The 26,888-nt window shown below is 43.9% G+C and carries 18 protein-coding genes; 10 read left to right on the top strand and 8 right to left on the bottom strand.

Features of this window, described 5'->3' with window-relative positions; genetic code table 11:
• Window positions 1-21 precede the first annotated feature (21 nt).
• The 9 genes from rpoC (at window position 22) to ACZ5V1_RS17795 (ending at window position 12,094) form a co-directional block, all read left to right on the top strand.
• Window positions 22-4,179, top strand: coding sequence for a DNA-directed RNA polymerase subunit beta' (rpoC, locus tag ACZ5V1_RS17835; RefSeq protein WP_464390009.1), 4,158 nt, complete (start codon window positions 22-24; stop codon window positions 4,177-4,179).
• A 143-nt stretch (window positions 4,180-4,322) separates the two neighbouring features.
• Entirely contained in the window at window positions 4,323-4,853 is a 531-nt protein-coding gene (locus ACZ5V1_RS17830; protein ID WP_464390008.1) for a GAK system XXXCH domain-containing protein, read from the top strand.
• Between the two features lie 23 nt (window positions 4,854-4,876).
• Entirely contained in the window at window positions 4,877-6,046 is a 1,170-nt protein-coding gene (locus tag ACZ5V1_RS17825; RefSeq protein ID WP_464390007.1) for a hypothetical protein, read from the top strand.
• A 32-nt stretch (window positions 6,047-6,078) separates the two neighbouring features.
• Complete coding sequence (locus tag ACZ5V1_RS17820) at window positions 6,079-6,348, top strand: amphi-Trp domain-containing protein (RefSeq protein WP_464390006.1); 270 nt, start codon at window positions 6,079-6,081, stop codon at window positions 6,346-6,348.
• 2 nt (window positions 6,349-6,350) lie between these two features.
• Entirely contained in the window at window positions 6,351-7,991 is a 1,641-nt protein-coding gene (locus ACZ5V1_RS17815; protein ID WP_464390005.1) for a PhoU domain-containing protein, read from the top strand.
• Window positions 7,992-8,114: 123 nt separating this feature from the next.
• Window positions 8,115-8,984, top strand: coding sequence for a GAK system ATP-grasp enzyme (locus ACZ5V1_RS17810; RefSeq protein ID WP_464390004.1), 870 nt, complete (start codon window positions 8,115-8,117; stop codon window positions 8,982-8,984).
• Window positions 8,981-10,075 carry an HprK-related kinase B gene (locus ACZ5V1_RS17805; protein ID WP_464390003.1) on the top strand — a complete coding sequence of 365 codons (1,095 nt, stop codon included), beginning with the start codon at window positions 8,981-8,983 and terminating at the stop codon, window positions 10,073-10,075. The genes ACZ5V1_RS17810 and ACZ5V1_RS17805 overlap by 4 nt, the downstream gene beginning before the upstream one ends.
• 6 nt (window positions 10,076-10,081) lie before the next feature.
• Window positions 10,082-11,275: a GAK system CofD-like protein gene (locus ACZ5V1_RS17800; protein ID WP_464390002.1), complete on the top strand. Its 1,194-nt coding sequence runs from the start codon at window positions 10,082-10,084 to the stop codon at window positions 11,273-11,275.
• 24 nt (window positions 11,276-11,299) lie between these two features.
• Window positions 11,300-12,094 carry an amphi-Trp domain-containing protein gene (locus ACZ5V1_RS17795; RefSeq protein WP_464390001.1) on the top strand — a complete coding sequence of 265 codons (795 nt, stop codon included), beginning with the start codon at window positions 11,300-11,302 and terminating at the stop codon, window positions 12,092-12,094.
• A gap of 328 nt (window positions 12,095-12,422) precedes the next feature.
• Here ACZ5V1_RS17795 and ACZ5V1_RS17790 read toward each other — a convergent pair whose 3' ends face one another.
• From ACZ5V1_RS17790 to ACZ5V1_RS17760, 7 genes are all read right to left on the bottom strand, one after another.
• Window positions 12,423-13,568 carry an amino acid permease gene (locus ACZ5V1_RS17790; RefSeq protein WP_464390000.1) on the bottom strand — a complete coding sequence of 382 codons (1,146 nt, stop codon included), beginning with the start codon at window positions 13,566-13,568 and terminating at the stop codon, window positions 12,423-12,425.
• 562 nt (window positions 13,569-14,130) lie between these two features.
• Window positions 14,131-15,168, bottom strand: coding sequence for an ABC transporter ATP-binding protein (locus ACZ5V1_RS17785; protein ID WP_464389999.1), 1,038 nt, complete (start codon window positions 15,166-15,168; stop codon window positions 14,131-14,133).
• Complete coding sequence (locus tag ACZ5V1_RS17780; RefSeq protein ID WP_464389998.1) at window positions 15,165-16,325, bottom strand: ABC transporter ATP-binding protein; 1,161 nt, start codon at window positions 16,323-16,325, stop codon at window positions 15,165-15,167. Before ACZ5V1_RS17780 ends, ACZ5V1_RS17785 begins: the two co-directional genes overlap by 4 nt.
• Before the next feature lie 2 nt (window positions 16,326-16,327).
• The gene (locus ACZ5V1_RS17775) at window positions 16,328-17,263 is read right to left on the bottom strand and encodes an ABC transporter permease (RefSeq protein WP_464389997.1); all 936 of its coding nucleotides are present in this window, start codon (window positions 17,261-17,263) and stop codon (window positions 16,328-16,330) included.
• Between the two features lie 11 nt (window positions 17,264-17,274).
• Window positions 17,275-18,306, bottom strand: coding sequence for an ABC transporter permease (locus tag ACZ5V1_RS17770; RefSeq protein ID WP_464389996.1), 1,032 nt, complete (start codon window positions 18,304-18,306; stop codon window positions 17,275-17,277).
• A 57-nt stretch (window positions 18,307-18,363) separates the two neighbouring features.
• A complete protein-coding gene (locus ACZ5V1_RS17765) occupies window positions 18,364-20,097 on the bottom strand; it encodes an ABC transporter substrate-binding protein (protein WP_464389995.1) in 1,734 nt (577 codons plus the stop codon).
• A 298-nt stretch (window positions 20,098-20,395) separates the two neighbouring features.
• The gene (locus ACZ5V1_RS17760) at window positions 20,396-20,587 is read right to left on the bottom strand and encodes a hypothetical protein (RefSeq protein WP_464389994.1); all 192 of its coding nucleotides are present in this window, start codon (window positions 20,585-20,587) and stop codon (window positions 20,396-20,398) included.
• A gap of 507 nt (window positions 20,588-21,094) precedes the next feature.
• On the opposite strand from ACZ5V1_RS17760, the gene ACZ5V1_RS17755 reads away from it, so the two are divergent.
• A complete protein-coding gene (locus tag ACZ5V1_RS17755; protein WP_464389993.1) occupies window positions 21,095-23,293 on the top strand; it encodes a hypothetical protein in 2,199 nt (732 codons plus the stop codon).
• Between the two features lie 495 nt (window positions 23,294-23,788).
• On the opposite strand, the gene gspD is transcribed toward ACZ5V1_RS17755, so the two are convergent.
• Window positions 23,789-25,636, bottom strand: a complete 1,848-nt coding sequence (gspD, locus tag ACZ5V1_RS17750; protein WP_464389992.1) for a type II secretion system secretin GspD — start codon at window positions 25,634-25,636, stop codon at window positions 23,789-23,791.
• Between the last annotated feature and the right edge of the window lie 1,252 nt (window positions 25,637-26,888).

The raw sequence follows: 26,888 nt of genomic DNA, 5'->3' as shown, positions 1-26,888 counted from the left end.
TTTATGGGTGGGGTAACAACTATGACTTTAGATGATCTTTTCTCTGCACGAAGCAATACAGCTCAAGCTGCAGATATTCACAACCTGAAGGCTATTCAGATCTCAATTGCTGCCCCTGAAGCAATTCGTGAGTGGTCTTATGGCGAAGTGAAAAAGCCAGAAACCATTAACTACCGTACGTTCAAGCCTGAACGCGACGGTCTTTTCTGTGCAAAAATCTTCGGCCCAGTAAAAGATTACGAGTGTAACTGCGGAAAATACAAACGCATGAAGCACCGCGGCATCGTCTGCGAAAAGTGTGGCGTTGAAGTTATTGCTTCCAAAGTTCGTCGTGAACGTATGGGTCACATTGAGCTTGCTGCTCCTGTTGCACATATCTGGTTCCTGAAGACTCTGCCTTCCAAGATTGGTACATTGCTCGATATGACAATGTCCGACCTTGAAAAAGTATTGTACTTCGACTCTTTTGTCGTTCTTGATCCGGGTCAGACTTCCCTTGCTAAAAATCAGGTTATCTCAGAAGACCATTACTTCCAGGTAATCGATCACTACGGCGAAGACGCAATCGTAGTAGGCATGGGTGCTGAAGCTGTTCGCGGTCTCATCGAAGAGCTCAATCTTGAGACTCTGCGCCATGAGTTACGTGAAGAATCTCAGACTACCCGTTCTCAGACAAAAAAGAAAAAGCTTACAAAACGACTGAAGATTGTTGAGGCTTTCCTTGAGTCCAACAACCGTCCTGAATGGATGATTATGGAAGTTGTTCCGGTAATTCCACCAGAACTTCGTCCACTCGTTCCTCTGGATGGCGGACGTTTCGCTACTTCCGACCTCAACGACCTTTACCGTCGTGTTATTAACCGTAACAACCGCCTGAAGCGTTTGATGGAACTCGGTGCTCCTGAGATCATCATCCGTAACGAAAAACGTATGCTTCAGGAATCAGTTGACGCACTCTTCGACAACGGTCGTCGTGGTCGCGCAATTACCGGTACTAACGGCCGCCCTCTTAAATCCTTGTCAGATATGATTAAGGGTAAACAGGGTCGTTTCCGTCAGAACCTTCTCGGTAAACGTGTTGACTACTCTGGTCGTTCCGTAATTGTTGTAGGTCCTAGCCTTAAATTGCACCAGTGCGGTCTTCCTAAGAAGATGGCTCTTGAGCTCTTTAAGCCGTTTATCTACTCCAAACTCGAAGAAAGAAACCTCGCCTCTACTATTAAGAGTGCGAAGAAAATGGTTGAACGAGAAGAGTTGGTAGTTTGGGATATCCTCGAAGAGGTTGTTCGCGAATACCCTATTCTCCTTAACCGTGCGCCGACACTTCACCGTCTTGGTATCCAGGCATTTGAACCTACCCTCGTTGAAGGTAAGGCTATTCGCCTCCACCCTCTCGTATGTTCCGCGTACAACGCTGACTTCGATGGTGACCAGATGGCTGTACACGTACCTCTTTCTGTGGAAGCACAGATTGAAGCACGCGTACTTATGATGTCTACAAACAACATTCTTTCTCCAGCTAACGGTTCTCCTGTTATCGTTCCTTCTCAGGATATCGTTCTCGGTCTGTACTACATGACTGTTGAACGTTCATTTGAGATCGGCGAAGGCATGGAATTCTGCGGACGCTGGGAAGTTATATCTGCTTATGACCATGGTCAGGTTTCTCTGCATGCACGCATCAAGGTTCGCCTTGACGACGGCACTGTAGTTCAGACCACCCCTGGTCGCGTAATCGTTTCACAGATTCTGCCAGAAGGCATGGGCTTTGAGCGCGCTAACGACGTTATGACCAAGAAAAACATTGGTAAACTCGTAAGTTCTGCATACCGCGAATGCGGCATTAAAGCTTCTGTTCTTCTTTGTGACCGTCTCAAAAACTTAGGTTACGAGTACGGTACCCGCGCCGGTGTTACCATTGGTGTAAAAGACCTTGAGATCCCAAGCAGCAAAAAAGGCATCTTGGAAAAATCTCAGTCAGAAGTTGATGAAATCGAACGCCAGTACCGTGAAGGTATTATTACCCGCACAGAGAAATACAACAAAATCGTTGATGTTTGGACTAAGACCACTCAGGACGTGTCCAACGAAATGATGAAGCACATCTCCCGTGATATCATCAAAGACGAGAAGACTGGCAAAGAAGAGGCTAACCTCTCCTTTAACCCAATCTTCATGATGTCTAACTCCGGTGCTCGAGGTAACCAGGACCAGATGCGTCAGCTCGCAGGTATGCGTGGTCTGATGGCGAAACCGTCCGGTGAAATTATTGAAACACCAATTACATCTTCATTCCGTGAAGGTCTTTCCGTGCTTCAGTACTTCACCTCTACTCACGGTGCTCGTAAAGGTCTTGCGGATACCGCGCTTAAAACCGCGAACTCCGGTTACCTTACCCGTCGTCTTGTTGACGTTGTTCAGGACGTTATCATTGGCGAACATGATTGTGGCACAGTTGACGGCCTTGAACTCGGTCACCTCATTATTGGTGGTGAGATCAAGATGCGTCTTTCTGAGCGTGCAATCGGCCGTGTTGTACTTTATCCGGTACTCGATCCGATTACCAAGGAAGAAGTTATTCCGGCAAACGGCCTCATCAACGAAGAACGCGCACAGCTTCTCGATGATCGCGGCATCAACACAATCACCATCCGCTCTGCGCTTACCTGTTCTTCTGAACACGGTATTTGTGCACTGTGTTACGGCCGCGACCTTGCTCGCAGTCGTCTTGTTAACTGCGGTGAGACTGTCGGTATTATTGCTGCTCAGTCCATTGGTGAGCCTGGTACTCAGCTGACAATGCGTACGTTCCACATTGGTGGTACCGCGTCTACTCAGATTGAAAAATCCAGCATTGAAGCTCAGCACGCAGGTCGCGTTGTGACCTCACGTGTTAAGGCTGTTACAAATAAAGATGGAAAACACCTTGTACTCGGTAAATCCGGTCAAGTTTCCATCGTTGACGAACAGGGCCGCGAACGCGAAAAATACATCCTGCCTAACGGTTCTCGTTTGAACGTAGTTGATGGTCAGGAAGTAACTAAAGGCGATATCATCGCTGATTGGGATCCGTTCAACGAACCATTCGTTTCTGAAGTTCCTGGTACTGTTAAGTTCACCGATATTATCGATGGCAAAACCTTCCAGGAAAAAACTGACCTTGCGACTCAGATGGCAACACGTACCATTATTGAGTACCGTACAACCAACTTGAAACCGTCCATCTCTATTTGTGATGAAAACGGTGAGCCTAAATTCCGCGGTGAGAGTTCAATCCCTGCGGTTTACCAGCTCCCAGTTGGCGCGATTATCATGATTCAGGATGGTCAGCAGCTTGAAGCGGGCGATATTATTGCTCGTAAGCCGCGTGAAACATCCAAAACCAAAGATATCGTTGGTGGTCTTCCACGAGTTGCGGAACTCTTCGAGGTTCGTAAACCTAAAGACCTCGCAGTTGTTACCGAGATCGATGGTATCGTATCATACGCAGGTGAAACCAAAGGTAAGCGTAAGCTTATGGTTACTCCTGAGGTTGGCGAATCCAAAGAATATCTCGTACCAAAAGGTAAGCACATCACCGTTACCGAAGGCGACTTCGTTGAAGCGGGCGAGCAGCTTACTGAAGGTCAGCCAGAACTTCATGATATCCTCCGCATTAAAGGCGAGAAATTCCTCGCTAACTACTTGTGTGAAGAGATTCAGGAAGTTTACCGATTCCAGGGCGTAGGTATTGACGATAAGCACATTGAAATTATCGTCCGCCAGATGCTCAAGAAGGTATCCGTGCTTGATCCAGGCGAAACCAGCTTCCTCGTTGGTGAGCAGGTTGATAAGCAGGAATTCCGCATCGAAAACAGAAAAGCAGTTGGCGAAGGTCGCACACCGGCTAATGCAGAACCTCTGGTTCTTGGTATTACTCAGGCGTCCCTTACAACTTCTTCCTTTATCTCTGCGGCTTCCTTCCAGGAAACCACAAAAGTTCTTACCGAAGCATCCTTGCGCGGCAAACGCGACAGATTGCGCGGTCTCAAAGAGAACGTTATTGTGGGTCGTCTCATTCCGGCTGGTTCCGGTTACCGCGACTTCGTTTCCGCAAACATCGAAGTACCTCAGCAGGAAGAACGTGCCGACAAGTTCCTCGACGAACTTGACGAGCCTGTTTATCCTGGAAACGTATAAGCGTTTACTAGTACTCAAAGCCCCCGCATCATCTGATGCGGGGGCTTTTTTTGTTGATAATATATTTCGATATTTGACTCTGAGCACAAGTCATGGTTTTCTAATCATACCTTCCCATTTTACTACGCTTTACAGGAGACTTCATGGCTGAAAAATTTACGCAATCACTAACACGTGATGATCTTCCCGCTTTTTTCCGAAAACTTGCTGATGCCTGCGAATCAACACCTTCTGAAGGATTTCCTGATTGTACAAAAGCAAAAAAGATTCGGTTATCAATAAAAGACGAGTATGGGCAGCTTACTGCAAAACTGAAAATGAGTGCCTATATTGATGAGTGCGACCAATGTGATGAATGCGAATGCGGGGGCAAAAGACCGGATGGTCTTCCTCAATACAAACGCCTAAAAAAGCGTATGGCTACCAGTTTCAAAGTTATTTTCAAAGCCTTGCACCTCAACTCCGTTCCTCCGGATGAAGCCGTTGCAGACTTCATTGCCGACTCACGCCTTATGACCAAATATCCGGGCAAAGGTGATCCACTCTATGCTGAATATAATAAACTCACAGATATACTCGAAGAAGCATGGCAAACTAAGAATCTACAAAAATTTCATGAAACTGTAGATACTATGAACCATATGAAAACACAGTGTCATCACCAATATAAGTAGTGTCTTGCGGTAAGGGGGACACAATGAAGTTCACTGATGAACAAGAAAAAGATAATGCCAAGCTTTTGGAAAAACTTCGTAATTATTCTGAAGAAATTACAGAGGACGATCATGCAATTTTTTTAAAAATGATCTCCACGAAGTTGGATACATGGCAGGTCGACCAGATACTTAATCCAGACGAAGTGTATCCACGGCAACAGCACGTTCTTGCGACTCACTGGCATCCAGAGTTTGTTCCCATGGAGCTTAACAGAGAACGTATTGAAACAATGTTCCCCAACCGCAAAGACGAACTCATTATTCCAACGCAGCATAATGAGCTTATGACATATGGTTCCTATACTGGTGCAGAGGTTGATTGTTACGCCAGCGGCTTTCAGGAAAAAGTCCAACTGCTTATCCATTTTGAGTCTGGCAAACTCAAAGATAAGGATACAATGCTGCGCGCAATGCTTGCCCACACCCGTAAGTATAGAGCCAGCCAGTTGTTCGACTTCATCAACTCCTTCACTAAGCCAGTTGAAGGCCGCCTGCACAAAGCTTCACGTAAAACTGGTGTAGAACCTGTTGCAGTTAAGTTTGCCTGCACTGTTGTGGGGAAAATTGAACGGCTTCTTGATGAACATTGGGAAGTTGTTCCGGAATTTTCAATCCGCAACAAACTTATTCGAAATTATATTGATGCACTGCGCCCGCAGTTCGGGCACCAATTTATCGATCGTGTCCAAACTTTTGTGAAAGAAGTAAAGGACATCGTCAAAGCAAGCTTTCCTCTCGAATACTTCTACAGAGCATCTGAAATAATAGAAGAAACCCGCTATATTGGCGGCACCATCATTATTCCCCACCCAGAACAATTCTGGCCGATATTGTTGGGACGGTACAATGTGGACGGCTACGAAGTCTGGAACCCTCAGTCCCACCGCTATACCGAGTTCCTGATTGATGTTGTTAATGAGCACAACAAACACCGCAACGGCTCCTGCAAAAACCTGCTTATTCTTATGGGTGATGATTGCCATCAAGGTGAGAAAACACGGAAAAAAGAAGAGCAGGATCCAGAAAAAACAGAACGGGAAATTGGTGTGCAACCAGCATGGGACGACCTCAATATTCAAAAAAAACTAATTCGGGGTGGTATTACGCGCCAAAATGTAATTGAAGAATACCGATGCCGTCTCTCCAGCTAACACAATAATCAGCAACGCTACTGGAAACGAATATGCCTGATGACAAGTTCTCGTTCGAATCCATTCAGGATTCTACATCTATTGTGGAATTGCTTGAATCTATTACACAAGGATTCAGAGACGGCTCTATTGCGCTCTCTTCAGAGAAAAACTCCATCAACCTAAACCCTGATGGATTGTTGAATTTTTCCATTAAAGCTAGACAGAAGGCTGAGGAAAGTAAGCTTGAATTACGTATTCGCTGGAAAAACACAACGGCACACCATACTAAAAAAAATTCATTACGCATTAGCAGTGAGTAACCATGCTGACGTTTGAAGCACCGCACGACAATTTCATTTTTCTTCTGCTGGAAGTTCAAGGGCAGATAGACGCCACGCAGCAATTTTTGCTGCGTCCAACTCGCGCCTTGCGACAACAAATTTCGCTGTGTTGTGACAGAACTGCCAACATGCAAGCCATTGTAGAGACAAAATGTTATTCAAAACTGCACTCTACTCATGCATTGTCGCAAGGTCAGGTAAGTCGTCTTCGTGCCATCCAAAAAATGGCTACACACTTGCATCTTATCTCCAAGTTCTGCGTCAACATCACAAAACAGATGCACTATCTTACGATCCACAGCAAACTTGATCCGGAAGAATTCACGCCTTTCTTTACAGACATTCAGAATGCGCTGAAACTTATCCAACCCACACTCGATGAGGGCAGCCTTTCAAGAGCACTTATGATATGCCGGTTCGAGCATACGATTGATGAAAAATATGAACGTGTATTTTCAAAACTCATCGACCAAATTGATTCCGGAAAAAACGCATCCGGTCATGTAACCGCCATTTTCATATATAGGTATCTTGAACGTATTGGGGATTCTCTGCTTCGTATAGGGGAAGCTCTCATATGCATAACTGTCGGCAACACTCTTAAAGTTTCGCTATTTGATTCGCTTCAGGAAACGCTTGCACAGTCCGGCTTTACAGGTTCTATGCATGATGTTGATTACAAAGCGATACTTGGAAGCCGCTCCGGTTGCTGCATTGGAGTTGTTGAAACCATGCAGCCTTCAGAAACATCAAAGCAAGGTTCAATTTACAAAGAAGGGTCCATTTCCAAAATCAAACTGGAAAAAGAAAATATCGAACGCTGGCAAACTCTTTTCCCGACGCTTGTTCCAAACATATACGGATACCATGAAGGTTCTGACAATGCCGCCCTGCTTGTAGAACTACTGCACGGCTGCACTCTCGATGAAATAATTCTTGAGGCAGACCGAAGCGTCGTGAATGATGCGCTCGCAGTGCTCAAACACACAGTTGGAAATATATGGGAAGTTACCAGACAAGATACGCAGGTTCCTACTAACTATATTCAGCAGCTCTCAAGCCGACTATCGCCAGTGCTGAAAGTGCACCCGTCTTCAGTGCGAGATTCTCTTTCAGTGGGTGGAGTAAAAGCATTTTCTAGCGCTGAGCTGATTCAGCAGTGTTCGTCTCTGGAAAAAAGCCTCACAGCGCCGTTTTCCGTGCTTATTCACGGAGACTTCAACATGAACAACATCGTATACAACAGCCAGCTTCAGACGGTGCGTTTTATCGATTTATACCGTTCCCGTAATTTTGACTACGTTCAGGACGCATCCGTGTTTCTTGTTTCCCTTTTCCGACTGCCTATTTTTGAACCACAGCTACGCGACAGACTGAATCACGCCACAGAACAATTCTACGCCTTCACTCGCCAATTTGCTCTTGATCAGAACGATGCTACTTTTGAAACTCGCCTCGCCCTCGCTCTCGCCCGCTCATTTTATACCTCCACCAGATTTGAACTGAACCAGACTTTTGCCAAACGAATGTACATGAGTGCATATTATCTTATGGAAAAACTGCTTAGCCATAACAACGACTGGGAAACGTTCAGCCTTCCCGAAGAAATTTTATTCTACTAAAAGCGACTTTCAATTTCATAGCCAACGCTTTGATGAACATTTTTTACGCTCAGAAATAAATATAAATCGCGACGTCTCAGTTTAATACGTTATGCTTCAGCACTAATAACGAAATGAGGTCACATGAAAATAGGCGTGGTTGGCACTCCTGATGGATGGTCTTCTGAATTTCTAGCCGACACTGTTGCAGAAAAGACTGGTTATCGGCTGCTTATCGATATGAAAGACGTACGTCTTGATCTGCATAACAATACCTGCTGGTTTGAAGGTACCGATCTAAACACACTGGACGCACTTATCATCAAAAAAGTCGGTGCGTGGTATTCCCCCGCCCTGCTAGACCGGCTTGAAATGCTGCGTTTTCTCAATGAGCAGGGGCTGCCTATTTTTTCCAAACCTGCCAGTATGATCTCCGTACTGAACCGATTGTCCTGCACCACGTCACTACAGCTGGCTGGTATACCTATGCCACCGACAACACTTACAGAAAGCATTGAAGAAGCTCTATACGCAGTTGCAGAGTACGGTACTGCCGTGTTTAAACCGCTGTATTCTTCCAAAGGCCGCGGCATGATAATCGTTTCAGATAATGACGATGTACGTACGATAGTAACTGACTATGCCGCAAAATTTTCCATGATGTATATTCAAAAGGTTGTTGACCTTGAAGAGGACAAAGACCTCGGAATTGTCTTTATCCAAGGGAAATACTTAACTACCTATGCCCGCTGCAAAGGGGATTCATGGAACACCACAACGGCATCAGGAGGCCATTACGCAAGCTTTACCCCGTCACTTGAAATCATAGAGCTTGCACGCAAAGCACAGCATCCTTTTAAACTTGATTTCACCTGTGTAGATGTTGCCATAACACCGGATGGTCCTGTGGTCTTTGAAGTTTCTGCATTTGGAGGATTCAAAGGAGTTCTTAAAGCGCGAGGGATAAATGCGGCACAATTGTATGTTGATGCGGTCATAAAGGAGATTTCATGAACGTAGATTTCACGAATTTTTCGTTAGTACTCAATGCAGTACGTAGTAGGTATCCAGCGACACACAAGCTGCAAATTGCCTTCAACAACTTTGTAGTCGATGTTGTTGTAAACAATAAGTCGTTAGCAATTGCTCTAGAACAGTACTTTGCTGAATTTATTGTGAAGAATCCACAGCGTACTGTGAACACAACCGTGACGGTTCATGATGCGCCGCCACTTTCATTCCCTTATACATTTACGCTTGCCATGCCCGCTTCACCGCACAAAAAGATCAAACATGAATGGGCAGAGCTTGATGAAGGCCGCGTTATCCACCACCGCATTACAGATATGTACTATCTCATCGGAAACGGGCAAAATTGCATTGCTGGCCCATGTTTGGAGAAAAAGAATCAGGTGGTCAATTTCATAAACAGTCGCTTTATTACCAATCAGGTTGATAGCGGATATTTGCTCGGCCACGCTTCGGCAGTCACATCCAATGGACGAGGTTTAATCATTTGCGGTAATTCCGGTGCTGGAAAGTCCACACTGGCACTGCACATGCTCACAAACGGTGCTGACTTTGTCAGTAACGACAGAGTGCTGATTCCTAACAATGGATCAAACCCGTTTTACGGTACCCTCCAGCAGCCGCGCATTAATCCCGGGACAGCATTAAATAACCCAAGTCTCCATCGCATACTGTCCCCCGAGGAACGCATTGAATTTGGTAGAATGTCTCCTGAAACATTATGGCAGACAGAATACAAGTACGATGCCATTATTCCTGAATGCTACGGAAACCACAGATTCATTCCCCATGCTCCACTCAGCGCAGTGGCGATTATGGACTGGCGGCGCAACAGCGAACCTATGATGATTGAAAAGCTGACAGCTCAAGAAGCACGGCACTTTATTACTCATATAATGAAGAAAAATGATTTGCTATATGTACCAAAAAATAAAGGCTATACAGACCCAACTATTAACGACTATATACAGGCGCTCAAAGACAAGCCTATTTTCGTTCTGCATGGCGGTGTAGACTTTGCTCAAGCCACAGAAAAACTCACAACCTTCCTGAACACAGGGTCAACAGGCGCATAACCAATAATGCAAGATATTGAAATAACCAGAACGGTCACAATACCTGATCCTCTTAAAATTGAACGCTACCGGACTGCACCGCAAAATGGGCCGCGCATTCTCTTTTTTAGTGGAGGCACTGCATTACAGGGAGTTTCGCGTGATATAATAAAATACACGCATAACTCAGTGCATCTTATTACCCCGTTTGATTCCGGCGGGAGTTCTGCTGTTCTGCGTAAAGAATTTTCCATGCCGGCAGTGGGTGATATCCGCAACCGACTGATGTCCCTCGCGGATGACTCCGCCCTCGGAAATCCAGAAATTTATGCATTCTTTACGCATCGCCTGGACAAAAAAGCTTCGCAAAAAGAACTGCGTCAAGAACTTCAACGCTTGTCCGGCGGCAGTCATCCACTCATCAAAGCAGTGCCGTATCCAATGCGCCGTTTTATTCAAACCAGCATGTGTTCCATAGAAAGCCATATTTCAGATTCGTTCGACCTTCGCGGTGCAAGCCTTGGTAACCTTGTACTCGCGGCAGAATATCTTAACAACGATCGCCAGCTCTCGCCGGTAATCTATCTCTTTTCTAAATTGGCTGAGGTGCGCGGAACAGTTCTTCCTATTGTAAACGTCACCGCTCAGCTTGCTGTGTTATTAGAAAACGGCGAATCGGTTGTGGGACAACACCTCATCACAGGCAAAGAGTCTAAGCCGCTTACAAATAAAATTGAAAATATCTGGCTGACCAAGTCACAACACGACTCCTCGCCTATCTCTATTTCTATCTCTAAGCATACAAGTAACCTTATCAACAAGGCCGAGCTTATCTGCTACCCCATGGGCAGCTTCTACTCCAGTGTCATAGCAAACTTGCTCCCGAAAGATGTAGGAACAAGTATCGCCAAGACCAAATGCCCCAAAGTTTTCATCCCTAATACAGGCACTGATGTAGAACTTATCGGACACACTCTTTCCGAACAGATAGAAACCCTTCTTTTTCATTTAAAGAAAGACGCACCCGCGGATATTGCCACGAGTGACGTGCTTAATCTCATTGTGCTTGATTCCGATACGACCCGGTATAATGGCTCACTCAACAATGATATGCTGTCGCGCGAAGGCATTACTGTGGTATCCTGCGATTTGATCACAGAACAAAGCTCACCATACATAGATGCCGCAGTGCTAAACCGGATGCTCTTATCTCTTTGCTAGCACTGCCAGCATGAGGAGAGACATATGGAAAAAAAGAAGATCCACATTTCCGGAAAGATGCCTTGTAGTCTTGCATTGTCACATATTGACTGTTTTTTAGAAGGATTACGCGACGGCTCTGTAGTTGTTGAACAAGGTACAGAAAAGCTTGTTCTGCACCCACATGCAGAAATCAATATGGATATAGAAGCGCGCACCAAGGGTGACAGACAACGGCTTGTCATTACTCTTGATTGGAATGTCCCTGAAACAGCAACTCACGGGCATGAAGAAAGCCACCATCCGCACACAAAACACACTCACGGACGTTGCAAAGATTCCGCTAAGCATCTCCACGCACAGAGCGCCGGACAGCATGATGAACTGTATGACGGATATCATGGCGAACATCATGTGACGGACAACTTCGATCATCCAAAAGAATACGACGAGCACGGTTTCCATTCCCACTACCATTGTCACGGAAAAGACGAACATCAGCTATGCCATTCGCATGAGCACGCAGGTGGACATCATGAACATCTGCACGAAAAAGGATGTTGTGAAGATAGAGAGCATGAGCCGCATAAAGGCTGCTGTGCTGAACATAATTACGGCAAAAATTTACCAGCTCACGAACAGCACAAACATCATCACCATGACCACGATCAACGAGGAAACGGAATCCACGTTCACGGGTACAAAGGATGTTGCGAAGAAAGAAAACATGCGCCGCATGCAGGCTGCTGTTCAGAGCATAATTACGGACAGGATATCGATACGCCCAAAGACAAAGGGCACGATAAAGTGAAACACGGGAGAAATGGAAAAAAGCGCTAGCCGGAACACCCGGCATATCACATCCTTCTTCCGGTGTTATTAATGGAAAAGGTTATAAAGTTTGGCATATTAAACGTGAAGCATACTTCGATCACAAACACCCTCAGCATTTCATAATGCATAAAATGTTTCATGGCACCCAGACACACCACAAGCCTCATGGAAAGGGCGAAAATTACCACCGCCGTAACCACACAGCGTTCGCTACCCGTCCTCAACATCAGTCCTTAAAAGACCAATAAAAAAAAGCTCCCCTTACTCAGTAAAGGGAGCTTTTTTATTATTCTGAACAAGTCAGCACGCGAAGTGCCCAAAAATAGATAAAGGTCTAAAGGTAGCTGGCAGTTACAATCACAATGCCGCACATGAAACTCAAAACAAGAGCAGGCTTGCCACCAAATACACGGTAAGATTTATTCAACCCAGCCGCACGCATTTTCCAAACCATTACGCATGGAATAAAGATAGCAATAATGGTGAAGGCAGCACCTGCGTGAGCAAGAGCAGCAATAAAACCATTCGGAGCTAACAAGGATGCCGCGAGCGGTGGAAAGAATACCATAGCGGTTGTTCCTGCACGGCTGACTTTGTCATCCTTACGGCGGAAGGTTTCTGCCACAAGATCAAACAAGGCAAAGGCTACGCCAATAAATGAGGTTACTAATGCAAGAGATGCAAACAGGGACAGAATAGAGGAAACCCATGTGGAGCCGCCACTCATCTGGCTGATCAAAACATCAACGTTATCCATTACAGCAAGCTGATCAGGCGTTGCGCTACCCAAAGCAAGGGTTAACCATGCAAAGTAGCAAATAAACGGAATGGTACTGCCCACTCCAAAAATACGAATCAGTGTTTTTCTATCATCACCGATGTAGTTAACAATACTTGGAATACATGGATGGTAGCCAAAAGATGTAAACAGAACAGGCAAAGACATTATCAGTAATTTTGCTTTTGGCTGACCGATTGCAAGGTTTTCAAGATTCAACTGCCCACCAAGTGTGGCAAAGCAGACAACCATAGCAACCAGCATTCCGATAAAGAGGTACTTGTTTGCTGTAACAACAGAGTGAGTGCCGGAAAAAAGCAAAGTAGCACTTATGCCAGCAAATATCAGGGTACCCATGCGTGCATCTAAGCCCGTATTACTGGCGATAATGCCGCCCATACCGGTAAGGTATGCAACAAGAAGACAGTAGAATAAGAAGAAAACACTACCTGTACCCAGCAACTGACCGGGACGACCAAGAATTTTGCGGGTCATGAAGTTTAAGTTAACGCCCTTGCCGAACTCAAGATTGATTTCAAGCAGGAGTAGAGCAACATACATTGCCACAATCCACATAAACAACAAAACCAAAGATCCTGTTACAAATCCGAGACTTCCGATAGCCATTGGAAGCCCGAGCATCCCCGCGCCGATGGATGTACCGGCAACAATGCTGACGGCACCTAAATTCTTTGAAAGCATACCTCTCCCTTTTTCATAGTACAACATCACACCCCAAGCTGCCTCTATGAACAACAGGCAATATGCTTCTATGTAATACTGTGTGTCTTTTGCTTCTTCACATTGCATACACTATACACACACAACATGTATTTTTTGACATTTTTGTACATAAAAAGACTGTAACAACAGCTCTCTTTCATGACGAAGACATTTTCTACACAGACAGATAGTGTAAATCAAGTGCATTTCGTCATAAATGAAGTTCACATTATTGTTATTCCATACACAACAACAGTTGTTTATACATGCTATTTGCAAGGCAAAACAGATTGTTACAGTTTTAAACCTACTTTTGCAGTACCTACCACACACAATGAGACCATCGTTCAATATATTGATTTTACATTTCTTTTTTTTATGCACTTTTAGGCATGAAAAAATCTACTTCGCCGCATGCGGGTAAAGTAAATTCTGTCATGCCCATGTCACACAGTTGCTTTCAACACTCTCGGCACAAAAAAAGACCAGCAACACAAGGATGGTGCGGCTGGTCTTTTAAGAATATAAGTTATGCAACTATTTAGAAATATCCGCTTATGCCATATTTCTCTTTAACTAGTTTATGGACCGTATCTTGACGATGACAGGCAACTTTATGATCTTTGCCTACATCAATAAGAGCCGGTTCATCCGTACGGCACACATCAATGCAGAACGGACAGCGGGTATGGAAGCGGCAACCGCTTGGAGGATCAAGCGGACTAGGCACATCACCTTCCAGAACAATACGGTTTGAAACCGCAGCAACTTCCGGATTTGGAATACCGGAGAGAAGCGCATGAGTGTATGGATGCAGCGGATTGCTGAACAACTCGTCTGTCGGGCACGTTTCAATACACTTACCCAAATACATTACAGCAATTCGAGTAGAGATGTATTTCACCACCAACAAATGATGTGTAACAAACAGGTATGTAAGATTCAGCTCCTTACGCAGCTTATCCAACAGGTTCAAAATCTGAGCCTGTACAGATACATCCAGCGCACTCGTTGGTTCATCCAGTACGATAAACTCAGGTGAAGCCGCTATAGCACGTGCAACGGCAATGCGCTGACGTTGACCACCGGAAAACTCATGCGGATACCGCATCAGGTGCATACGGGAAAGACCGACCATTTCCAGAATGGAAACAATCTTTTCCTCCAGTTCACGTGCACCAAGTTTTTCCTGCTCTTTAATCGGTTCCGCAATAATATGCTTGATAAGCATGCGCGGATTCAAAGACGTTGTCGGGTCCTGAAACACCATCTGTAATCGACTGCGAATACCTGCGTTTTTCATCTGTCTGTTAGACATTTTCGCAAGATCCATTGGCTCACCATCTTCAGGATAATAGATCGCCTCGCCGCCTGTAGGTGCATGTAAGTTGATAATGGCTTTACCGGTTGTGGTCTTACCGCAACCGGATTCACCTACAACTCCCAGACATTCACCGCGATAAATATCCAGATCAATACCGTCCAACGCTTTAACTGAATTTACCTGACGCTTAAGTACACCACCGAATACCGGATAGTGCTTCTCAAGCCCTTTCAGCTCGATTATCTTCTTTTTCATGACAGCCCCCCAATTTGCTGTTCTGCGTAATGGCAGGCAACAAGATGTCCCGGAATCAATTCCTTCAGCTCCGGCTTCACAGTGGAGCATTTATCCATTGCTTTTGGACAACGAGGATGGAATCGACAGCCGGATGGAGGATGTACAAGGTTCGGCACGCTACCTTCAATGGATTGTAACTCGCCTTCCTGATTAAACTTAGGAACAGAGGTAAGCAGCGCTTCTGTATACGGATGCAACGGATTTGAGAAAACATCCTTCACATCACCGGTTTCACACAGAGTACCTGCATACATCACCCCTACTTTCTCACAAGTTTCCGCCACAACACCAAGGTCATGCGTAATGAGAAGAATAGATGAAATGCTCTCTTTTTTCAGATCATTCAACAGCTGAAGAATCTGCGCCTGAACAGTTACATCGAGGTTAGATGTAGCTTCATCCGCAATGAGCAATGTCGGGTGACAAGCAAGGGCAATAGCAATAACAATTCGCTGCTTCATACCACCGGAAAGGTTATGCGGATAACGGGTAACAATCTCTTCAGGATTCGCAATACCAAGCTTCCCGACAATGTCGATTGCGCGTAGCAACGCTTCTTTTTTTAACGGTCTTTCCCACATTTTCAACAAAGGAACCTGTGAACAAAACTTTAAGAAACCTGACTTAGGGTGCTTTGCCGCAATACCAAGCATTTTTCGATAAAACGGCGTTAACAATCCGTGCGAAACTCCGGCATCAATCTCATCACAGATTTTTTTACTCATCTCCGCAACACGGTGGAAAAGGTAACTTTCTGCAACTTGATACCCGACGGTCAGCACAGGATTCAACGCTGCGTTCGGTTCCTGAAAGATCATTGAGATAGAATCACCGCGGATGCCTTCCATTTCTTCTTCTAAAAGCGCCAGCAGATCAATGGGCTCTGCACCGGATTTTTCAGAAAACAACACCTTTCCGTCTTCAATAACACCGGGAGATTGAATGACACGAAGCATAGAACGAACAGTTACAGACTTACCACAACCGGACTCGCCAACAAGTCCGTAGGTACAGCCATGATCGATTGTCAGGCTGAACTTATCCAGTGCTCTTACAGCACCTTCATAGGTATAAAAGTTCGTAGTAAGATTTTGTGCTTTAAGTAAAACAGCCATGGCTAGCGTCTCCTCAGCTTCGGATCAAAGGCATCACGCAGGGCATCACCGAGCAGGTTCCACGCCAATACGAAAAGGATAATACAGATACCGGGGAAGAATATGGTGTACCAGAACTGAAGTGGATCGTTTACAGGGCCTACAATGTAGTTACGAGCAAGTGCAACCATCTGCCCCCAGTCTGCATACCCTTTCGGCGCACCAAGCCCCACAAAACTCATAAACGATGCACTGATAACCATTGAGCCCATATCCATGGAACCCATAATCAGCACAGGGTAAATTGAGTTTGGCAGAATATGGCGCAGAATGATTTTGAAATCGGATACGCCCATCAATTTTGCAGCCTGCACAAATTCTTGATTGCGCAGCTTTAAGACTTCAGAACGGATAACACGCACATACCACCGCCATTCCACAAGGGCCAAGGCAATCATAATATTTTCCAACCCCCTCCCGAAAGCAACAACGATTGTCATCGCCAGTACAAGGAGCGGAATAGACCATACTATGTCTACAAAACGCATGAGGAATTCGTCGAACCACCCGCCATAGTATCCGGCGAGCACGCCCAAAGTAACACCTACAAAACCTGCGATACCCACAACGAACAGACCTATCTTAAAGGCGGTTCTGGTTCCCCAGACAACCCCATAGAAAATATCGTACTGACCGGAGGTAGTACCCATAATAAAACGCTCTGAAGGCGCTTTAGGTGTTGGAGAGAATCCCTTGTGCGGCATTTTGTACGGCGCATGTGCATATTTTGGCGGTGCTATATATGGAGCTGCTATAGCCACTCCAATAAAGAATGCCAGCAACACAACGCCGATAACAGCTGTCGGGTTTCTAAAAATACGAGCAAGAGTAAATTTGAGCTCACGAAGACGTGGGTGCTCATGTGCCTGTACCGCGTTAATAGCTGTACTAGTTTCCATAAGCATCCTTCCTAGTGAAGCCTGATTCGTGGATCAACATATGCGTACATAATGTCAATAATCAGGTTTGAAGTTACAAACACAAGCCCCACAAACATACACACGCTCATGAGCACCGGCATATCAAGCTGTGTTGCCGATTCTGCAAGCCACCACCCCATGCCTTGACGGCTGAATACTACCTCTACGGCAATGGAGCCTTCCATTGAAAGTGCCACAAGCTGCCCTGCAACTGTGATTACTGGAATAAGAGCGTTCTTTTTGGCGTGTTTTTTGTAGATTGTTTTGAAATCTGCGCCCTTGGCTTTTGCTGTAATTATGTAGTCTTTGTTCATTTCTTCAATCATGCCGGAACGCATGACTCGCATGAGCAACGCAACAACTACAATAACCTGTGTAATAACAGGCAAGACTAAGTGCCTAAGTGCATTGAGGGTAATATCGAGCCTGCCGTTTAGCAGACCATCAAAGGTGTACATGCCAGTATATCGGACAAATTCATCCGGATGATTGGCAACCCACAGAGACAATTTGCTGGAGAGAATCCCAGGGGAAAACATCCCCAGATACCCGTAAAACACCATCAGCAGAATAAGAGCGAACAGGAATGTTGGTAACGACCACCCGACAATCGCAGCAATACGCGTCGAATGGTCAAAAAAGGAATCTCGATGAACCCCCGACATTGTCCCAAGCCATATACCGACGATGATGACAAGGGGTGATGCCAACAGGTTAAGTTCAAGTGTAGTTGGGAAGTAGGTCCAGAAAGCCTGTGCGACCGGACGCGCCGCAACAAGCGACCAGCCGAGGTTTCCTTTTGCAACTTGCTGTACCCATTTGCCGTACTGAACATAGAAAGGCTTATCCAATCCATATTCCTGAATGATAAGCGGAATATTCTCAGCTTGCTTAGGTGAAGTCACATAAGCAGCAGCGCGTCGTTCTGGACTGAAGGTGGAGAGCAATCCAAAAATAAGGATTGATACACCGAACAGAACAAACACTAGAAAGAGTAGCCGCCGAATAATATAAGCAGTCATGACATCCTGTGAATGCCCCGAAGGTGTGTCCTTCGGGGCATGACGTTATGTTATTATTTAGTTCTTCTTCAGCAGTTTTAAGTATTCCCATTCGTGATCGAGCATTGGGTTTGGTATAAACCCGTCGATATTTGAACGGTACGCAAAGTGATCGACCTTCTGGTACAAAATAAGCCCGGGGGCATCTTCGAACCAAAGATCCTGCATGCGGTAATACGCATCGCGTCGTTTATCAGGGTCAATTTCAAAACGTGCGTATTTTGCAAGCTTATCTACTTCGTCATTCTTGTATGCCATGAACTTACCGTAAGGGCCGGTGGATGCCATAAAGGTAGTAAGGAAGTTATCAGGGTCAGGGAAATCTGCACCCCAACCAATAATGAAGAGTGGGTACATGAACTTGCGGTACCCTACAGTGTAATCTTTCCAGTCTACGTTGCGTACTTCAATCTGGAATTTAGGGTTCAGGGACATAATATTTTCAGCAATCATAAGTGCTGCAGCTTCACGTTGGGCATTACCTGTATTGTGGGTAAGAACCATTTTGAAGCCTTTATCCCAAACCTTACCGCCCCATGCCTTTTTCATGAATTCAGCAGCTTTTTCCAAATCGTATTCATACACAGGCTCCACTTTGGAATAAGGAAGCCCTTTTGCGTTTGGAGTAGTAGGAATTGTAACGTTACCGTTCCACACATCCTCGATATACATTTGGCGATCAAATGCATGAAGGAATGCTTTACGCACGTTGATGTCTGCAAAGAAGTTCGGCGGAATACCTTCACCGTCAAGCTTGCCGGAACCAATGTTCGGATTCGCTTCAGGATTAATTTTTTGACAGAACATTGCTCCGGTAACAGAGAGTTGAGGAACAGAAAACAGCTTTACGTTGTCCATATCCTGAACTTCTGAGAGGTACTGAGCATCAACAGTAACGCGGTCAGCATCACCATTTTGAAGAGCAAGCTTACGAGAGCTCCATTCTTTATTGTAGCGGATGATTGCGGTTTTAAGCTCAGGCTTTTCACCCCAGTAGTTATCAGTACGCTGGAAAATAAATTCGTTGGAAGGAGTCCATTTTAGCATCTTATACGGGCCGGTACCGTTTGCAATTTTCTGCAATGGTTCTGCACCGAAAGCAGGCCCATTGAAGTTAGCTGCATTTTTCACAGTACCGTCCCAGCCGCCGTTTGCTATAGTCCATTCTTTATCAAGAATGACACCGCCATATGAATAGGCAAGAACAGCAAGCAGTGGCGGGAATGGCCTCGGAAGATGGATAAGAACGGAGTCACCCTTGACTTCGACTGACTTATCAATCTTCTCAAAGATACCATCAATAATTTTACCGTCTTTACGGGTACTGGATACTCCGGCAACAGCCTCAAGCATCATCCACATCGGGCCGCCTTCCTGATCAACGACCATGTGGCGTTTAATGGAATACGCTACGTCTTCCGCAGTAAGATCGTTGCCATTATGAAATTTTACATCCTTACGGATTTTAAATTCGTATGTTTTGCCATCATCACGAATACCACCATTCTCAACGGATGGAACTTCAGTGGCAAGAACTGGCCCAAATTTGTCAGTAGCAGAGCCGTCAAAAAAGATGAGAGACTCGTAAATGTTCATAATACGCTGATGTGACACAACATCATACGCACATGCAGGATCAAGTGTCCGGACTGTACCATAGCTTTCAAACACAAATGTATCTTTCGGGGATGCTGCAACAGCAACAGATGCCATCAAAAGCACACATGCAAGTACTGATATAATTCGTTTCACCCTAACCTCCTTAATGCTGAATAGGAGTAACGCTCCATTCAGCGGTAACAAGTAATAAGTGGCAATAAACAACACAGTATAAAATCGACTAATTCATGACACAGTCTCAAGGCTATCGCAATTACTTAGCAACATTAACTTTCTATACAACAATGTAAAAAATTAGTGTTTTCAAACAATAAAACGTCCAAAGAATACTTTGGACGTTATATATTGTGCTGATTCTATACGCTTCACACTTGTTTTTCCCGCTATCGCACCACACTCTCAAACTTTATAGTTCAACTTTATTATGACGTTACGAAACTTTTTCTTTTATCGCAGCAACAGCAAACCAAGTACTCCCAAATCGCTTTGTGTGACGTGTTATCAGCAAATAAAACTGCTTGCCAAAGATAACGTTGCCTTTGCGATTACTCTTTCCCAACTGTAGAAATTTTTTACCACAACAACGCCCCCCTCCATCAACAGCAAAAAGCTTTAAAGCCATAAAAAACTACACTTACGCGGTAGCATATGATCCAATAAATACAGATTGATACATTACTTATGAATAAAGTTATTCTTTTTTCACAAACACTCAACACACTGTAATAAATGAACAAAACAATAAAAACTGATTTTTTGTTAGATGCTAACAAGGTATAGACGTGCACAGGTGTGCAATAGAGATAAGATTTAGCGTATCGCTTTCACACAGAAAGGACTGTAAAAAAGCATAGTGCAAAACTTATATTCTTTTTCTACACGCAATAACAACGCCTTAACATTGTGGTACTTTTTTTATTGTGCAGTTACACACCAGGCTGTTTATGTTGCTTTTTTTCTTCATAAACACACTCACTACAAAAAAGTTCTTTCTACGTCTCTTGAATCAATACAGAACATTTTTCTTATACAAAAATAGACATATCTATTTGCATACCAATTGCATTGTAAAAAAAAATATTAAAACAATTAAAAATATGTAACTAGATTCGTACAACTGGGGGGTTGTATGAAAAAAACACTTTACAAATCAATTTTTCTGCTAATCGCTTTACTTCTCTTGGTCGGATGCAATCAAACAATTGAAGAGTCAGCACCTGACAACACGTCTAAAAAAGAGGATGTGATTTCTGGCGCTGTCGTTGCTGCTCCAATTGATAATGCCAGAGTTGATGCATGTGTTAATGGAGCATGGATTCCTGTTGGCCTTACAAAAAAAGGGCATATTCACTTTTCTGATATAGAAAAAATTACAACATACCCTGTCATTTTACGTGCAAACTCAGATGGCACAGGCCACAACACAAAAACGTACGAAAATTTTAGAGCAGAGTTACGTGGGATAATGATGTCTAAAGATGACATTGCATATCTCACCCCCGTCACCACACTCGCTGCAAACATATTTGAGCTTAACGGCAGTTCTGTTGATGCGGCGAATGAAGCAAAAAGAATTGTCACTTCTCTTACTCAAAATACTCTTGGGTTCCGGGATATTTATCCATTTGCAGACCCTCTAGGCGACGGATTACTCAAGCATGAAGTACTGCAACAAACATTCATGGTAGTTTTAGATCTTGGAGACGAGGCAAACAACAGTGCTATGGAATCATTTTCCAAGAACATTGAAAAATGCGCTATAGCTATGCAAACCGACACGTTTCTAGGTGCAGCAAAGCAATTGAATAAAGAAAAAATGTCTGTCGGTATTGCTAACTACATGGCATCCCAGCTGGGAAACATTCAAAATCGCGTCTGTACCCTTCTATATGATTTAGAAAAGAATCCAATTGAACGCGAAAAAGAACGCTATGAATTCAGTCAAACGGTTAATTCTATTCTAACATCTGAGCTTCGTAATGATGAAGTTCCAGAATCTTTCATTCTTACTAAAATTCTTGAAGAAAACGAAGCGCTTGAACTACTTCCACCTGAAATTGCAACACCTCAACAGACTAACGCTATCCCGCTTACATTCAAAGTTTCTATTTTAAGCAACACAGATAGTGTATCTGACCTTACTGAAGAATCGACCAAAGCACCGGTTCCAACCTTCGCAGGTGGATTCAAAATATCTGCGGTTCCCGAAAAAGGGACACTAAACGAAGGGCAGTTAGTCTCTGCAATTGAGGATCAAAAAATTACCGCTGGCGAAAAAATATATGCCAACGGAACCGAGTTCAGCTTCTTTTTTGATTGTAAGACGTCACCTATTGACTCAAAATACTACATCACATTCACTGCCGCCGATGATCCTGCTGTAACCTACACCATGACTTTTAAGGTCAAGGCTAAAGATGCCGTTGCCACCAAATCCGTCACAAGTACTGGCACACCAAAACTTTTCATCTTTGATGAAGGTTCACATCTTACGATTCACAAGAACTCGGTTGCAACCATCGGTGATCAACAACTCGTTGCTAGTGTTACGCCTGCCTACGGTTCAGTGACCTCTGAAGATATGTCTGATGCTGTTATGATACAATTTAATGCTCCAGAGGGTTTTGCTTTCCGTGCCGATAACCTCACACGAGCGACCCTCATTCTTTCTGTCATGCCCACAGTAGTAGAGGATTCATTCGCCTTCGCCATACCGAGCAGTGTTGATCTTATAGCAATCTCAGATTCACCCATCGGAGAAAAAGAAATCTCTATCGAAGTGTTGGATCAAAACACAAGCAGCAAACTTGCTCAAACATCTACTACTGTCTATTTCGTTCCCGCAAGTTCTGTTGGGCGAGTTGCAGGCATTTCTATAACAAAGCAACCCGCTGCTGATATTACATATGCCAGTGACGTTGCTGATAATGATATTGTGCTAGAAACTTTCATACTCAGTTGTGAATTAAAAACATGGTACGATATTGCTGAGGTTCCCAAAGACCAACAGCCAGACTCCTCAATGACACAAGCCCCATCTCACTGGAAATTACGTTTTGATCATGAGTCTACAGAGGATAGAGGGTTCAAAGACCGTAATGGCATCTATAGCAATGAAATTTCAATAGAACGGTGTGCATATTCTATGGCAGATAATCCGGTGGTATTTGAATTTCAAGACTATACAAGCCTTGGCGGAAGCGATTGCCGATTAACAGTCAAGCCGTTCTCGGCTTCCGACAACATCCGTTTGTATTTTACATTCTCTGATGATCCTGAAAATGAACAGATGGCTACAGGCAGCATTATCCTCAGGGAACAGTCATAGCAAAATAGTACGTGAGTACTTTTTGCTGATGCTCATTCAGTAATATGAACTTCTCAGGAACATCATTACACGAGAGCTCTATACTGCACCGCTTTTTCCTGCTGCTTATCTGAATAAAATTGTACTTTCGTATAGATCCAGCGCGACAGTTAAAACCGACAGCAGACATCAAAGTGATTCTCCACAGGGTCTGCAAGACATGTGCAAGACAACTAGGTGAATACAATTTGTTTTCCCCTGACGTCAAAAATTGTAGACGTATTCCGATACAAAAAAATATGGCGAGCCTTTTGGGCTCGCCTTTACTTTACCAACACGTTTTCAATGAATCCATAACGAGTGCTGCCATCCTTAAGCGCCAGTTCTCTATTTTACTTAACAATGCCTGAAGTTAGAAAAATATCCGGCATGACAATTACACCAAAAGTAGTGCACGTTACGGCAACTATTTTACAACAGCATCCTGCTGTTATCAGTTCAAATTCGTCATAGTACCTATCTCAGTATCATCACAGGCGGCATCAGGCGCGGCTCACTCATTATTGGCCCACCACCTTCTTTCCTGATCCGAGAAAAAAGAAATTTCCGTTTCTTTTCAAGAGTCAAACGCTCTGTCTCTTCCACGGTATTAATGATGCGTGCAGAAATAAAAATATACAGATGAGTTTTTGTGCTGGTTTTTTTCTTCTGTTTAAAAAGCCAACCAAGTACAGGAATTTCCCCCAACAAAGGTGTAGAAGAATTATTGCTGGAATCATCTTTGCCTAGCAAGCCCGCGATAACAGCAGTCTGCCCATCTACCATACGAATAGTGGTTTCCACCTCTCGCTTACGGGTAGTCGGCGCAATAAGATTTTGCCCCTGCCCCAAGTCAATCAACGAATTCACAACGCGGCTGACTTCCTGATTAACATTAAGAAGCAATGTCCCGTTCGCTCCAATCCTTGGAGTAATTTTCAGCTTCACGCCCACGTCTTTGTAATCAACACTCTGCGTACTTACACTGTTAACTGTCGTCACCACAGACTGCTTAACAAACGGAATATTATCGACAATATCAACCCGTGCTTCTTCATTGTTCAAAGTAAGCAACTGTGGCGTTGATAAAAGAGTAAACGCGTTGTCGCCTTTTACAGCACGTAAAATGGATTGAATACTATACGGAGTCCCACCAATGCTGAATGCATCCGTCAGTACAGCACCAATCGATGCGCCTGATGGAAAACCAACAAAACCTGGTGAGCCGTTATTTGGTATCGATATAGAGCCACCACCATGATTAGCGCTGCCAATCAGGCGTGTATTACCACCGCCCAATGCTCCTGCCCAGTTTACACCGAAATTAAAACTGGAATCACTTGATGCTTCCATGATTGCTGCTTCAATAAATACCTGCCGGCGGGGCAGATCAAGTTCCTTGATTATACCCACAAGAATATCAAAATCGTCTGGTCGAGCGGTAATGACAAGGCAATTTGTTGCATTATCAGCCACAACCTTTACTTCGCGGGAAAGAACTTTCTGTTCTTTTGTCCTCCCTTGTTGCTCAACCAGCGTATTAACAATCTTTGCCACGTCTTCTGCTTTGGCATTTACCAAAGCTAGCGTGTGAATACCGCCCTTCCCTTTCGGAGTTTGAATATCCAAAGTATTAACCAGTGATTCCACAATCTGTATTGTTTCCGGATCGGCAAGAGCTACAACTGCGTTTATTCGCTCACCTGCCTGAACAACGGCAATAGACTTTTTGCCAAGCTTAACCTGCTTTTTTACCTGAACTTCGACAATAGCATTAATACGGGCAGCAACGTTTTTGGCGTCACCAAATTGGAGAGGAAAAATTCTAACCTGCGGAGAAAACTTTTCTTTATCGATACGTTGAATCAACTTCATAACTTGAATATTTAGCAGATACGGCGCGGTAACAATAAGTAAGTTATCTGGCGCGTAAGCAATTACAACACCATTTGATCCCATCACCCTTGTTAAGATTTTGAAAAGCTCGATGGCGCTCGAATGCTTAAGCCTAAAAACCTGCGTCTCAAGTTGATTACCTTCCGGTGCATCATCATCGTGGGCATGGGATGATGTCAGCGTAGAAAGAGCCTCAATTTTGGCAAGAGCCATGGGCAATATTTTATACGCGCGCCCACTTGGCACTATGGAAAATTTATTTACCTTTAAAACGGATTCAAAAACTCTGTACGCTTCAGTAACGTTCATTTTTGTAGAAGAATAAATTGTGACGTTGCCACAAACACGGTTATCAACAATAAAATTTTTTCCCGTAAGTTCACTTATGAACCTAATAAGCACACGAATATCAGCATCCTTAAACCCCATGCTGATATCTCTCCCCTCTGCAGCGATTCCACCCCCCACATGCCCAAAGGACACAACACAGACGATCAGCACTGCAGAAAGAAAACAAACTATTTTTCTGACAATCATCATTCTTAATTCACGAGCCTATACGTCAAGGATTGGCGTTTTTCCTTGAGAATCCTATCCAGAGCAATCGCTTTTTCATCCAGCATTACCGTAGAGACATCTGCTCAATGAACAAGACAAGAGGCCTTCCGGTCACCTCGTACAAGCACATCGTCTTTACGTATCCCCGCTGTATGAAAATTTGCTAGGCCCAAAATACTCACTTCAACTCCACGACTCCCTGCATTACGCGGTACAAGCTGAAAGCTTTGAGCAATCGACCCCAGCCCCCCAACCTCTTTTTTAAACACGTCAAACAAGCAGATGCAGCCTACTTAGACACATATCCCTGCTTTTCCCCAAAAAACGGTAAGGCATGTGTAAAAAATAGTCCGTTGTAACTACCCCAAGGCCACCTTACGAAAATTTTCACCTTTCCCGCTGAAAGTCAGTCATGCAATTTTCGCTACTTGTAAGAACATATAAATTCAGAAACAGACTGTTAAAACACAAGAAAGCTGCAACGTTCAGTTTCAAAAAAACTTTCAAGAAATATCCGAATTTATAAAATATAAACAAAAAAACGACTACAACCTTTTTTTAAAATCATTTAACAGATTCATAGTGTTTCATTTAAAAAAAATTCCATACTATTCAAACCATAATGAAGTATTAACTATAAAAAATGACTCGTATTTGTATTGATACCTATAAAGCTCTATGCAGCATTATTTCAAAAATTTTTATAAAGAATTTATTTACACAATGCATTGTTTATTCACCTGTGAATATAGCAATAGTCATTTTTTTAAATTCAATATTACATAAGAAAAACATAACAGAGTAAACTTGAGGCAAAATATCTTCAATCAGTCTATTTATTGGCAACTATAAATTCAGTATTCTTTAATAATACACTTGATATGTTACTTAGATATTCGACTACTCGATTACCCAATACGAACACTGCACCACTGGCTGAAATAAAAAAAGTCTGCTTCACAAACGCTGAAATTCCTGTTGCCATCGCTTTTAGAAAAAACACTGATGAAGTCTCCATCCTTAATTGCTTTACAAAACAATACGTAACAGACTACAAACATTTACTTTACGCACATAGACCTCGATCGGATCTGTGAATAACAGCGGTTTTACTAGTGCTAAA

Source organism: Halodesulfovibrio oceani subsp. galateae, assembly GCF_055397225.1.
Note: the sequence above shows the minus strand (reverse complement) of the source record. Positions and strands in the feature narration are given on the sequence as shown.

Bases quoted from the DNA above. Each gene is read 5' to 3' on its own strand.
- ACZ5V1_RS17760 (WP_464389994.1), bottom strand. From the start codon at position 20,587: ATGGCTTTAAAGCTTTTTGCTGTTGATGGAGGGGGGCGTTGTTGTGGT.
- ACZ5V1_RS17800 (WP_464390002.1), top strand. From the start codon at position 10,082: ATGCAAGATATTGAAATAACCAGAACGGTCACAATACCTGATCCTCTT.
- ACZ5V1_RS17780 (WP_464389998.1), bottom strand. From the start codon at position 16,325: ATGGCTGTTTTACTTAAAGCACAAAATCTTACTACGAACTTTTATACC.
- ACZ5V1_RS17795 (WP_464390001.1), top strand. From the start codon at position 11,300: ATGGAAAAAAAGAAGATCCACATTTCCGGAAAGATGCCTTGTAGTCTT.
- ACZ5V1_RS17785 (WP_464389999.1), bottom strand. From the start codon at position 15,168: ATGAAAAAGAAGATAATCGAGCTGAAAGGGCTTGAGAAGCACTATCCG.
- ACZ5V1_RS17770 (WP_464389996.1), bottom strand. From the start codon at position 18,306: ATGACTGCTTATATTATTCGGCGGCTACTCTTTCTAGTGTTTGTTCTG.
- rpoC (WP_464390009.1), top strand. From the start codon at position 22: ATGACTTTAGATGATCTTTTCTCTGCACGAAGCAATACAGCTCAAGCT.
- ACZ5V1_RS17810 (WP_464390004.1), top strand. From the start codon at position 8,115: ATGAAAATAGGCGTGGTTGGCACTCCTGATGGATGGTCTTCTGAATTT.
- ACZ5V1_RS17815 (WP_464390005.1), top strand. From the start codon at position 6,351: ATGCTGACGTTTGAAGCACCGCACGACAATTTCATTTTTCTTCTGCTG.
- gspD (WP_464389992.1), bottom strand. From the start codon at position 25,636: ATGGGGTTTAAGGATGCTGATATTCGTGTGCTTATTAGGTTCATAAGT.
- ACZ5V1_RS17790 (WP_464390000.1), bottom strand. From the start codon at position 13,568: ATGCTTTCAAAGAATTTAGGTGCCGTCAGCATTGTTGCCGGTACATCC.
- ACZ5V1_RS17805 (WP_464390003.1), top strand. From the start codon at position 8,981: ATGAACGTAGATTTCACGAATTTTTCGTTAGTACTCAATGCAGTACGT.
- ACZ5V1_RS17825 (WP_464390007.1), top strand. From the start codon at position 4,877: ATGAAGTTCACTGATGAACAAGAAAAAGATAATGCCAAGCTTTTGGAA.
- ACZ5V1_RS17820 (WP_464390006.1), top strand. From the start codon at position 6,079: ATGCCTGATGACAAGTTCTCGTTCGAATCCATTCAGGATTCTACATCT.
- ACZ5V1_RS17830 (WP_464390008.1), top strand. From the start codon at position 4,323: ATGGCTGAAAAATTTACGCAATCACTAACACGTGATGATCTTCCCGCT.
- ACZ5V1_RS17775 (WP_464389997.1), bottom strand. From the start codon at position 17,263: ATGGAAACTAGTACAGCTATTAACGCGGTACAGGCACATGAGCACCCA.
- ACZ5V1_RS17755 (WP_464389993.1), top strand. From the start codon at position 21,095: ATGAAAAAAACACTTTACAAATCAATTTTTCTGCTAATCGCTTTACTT.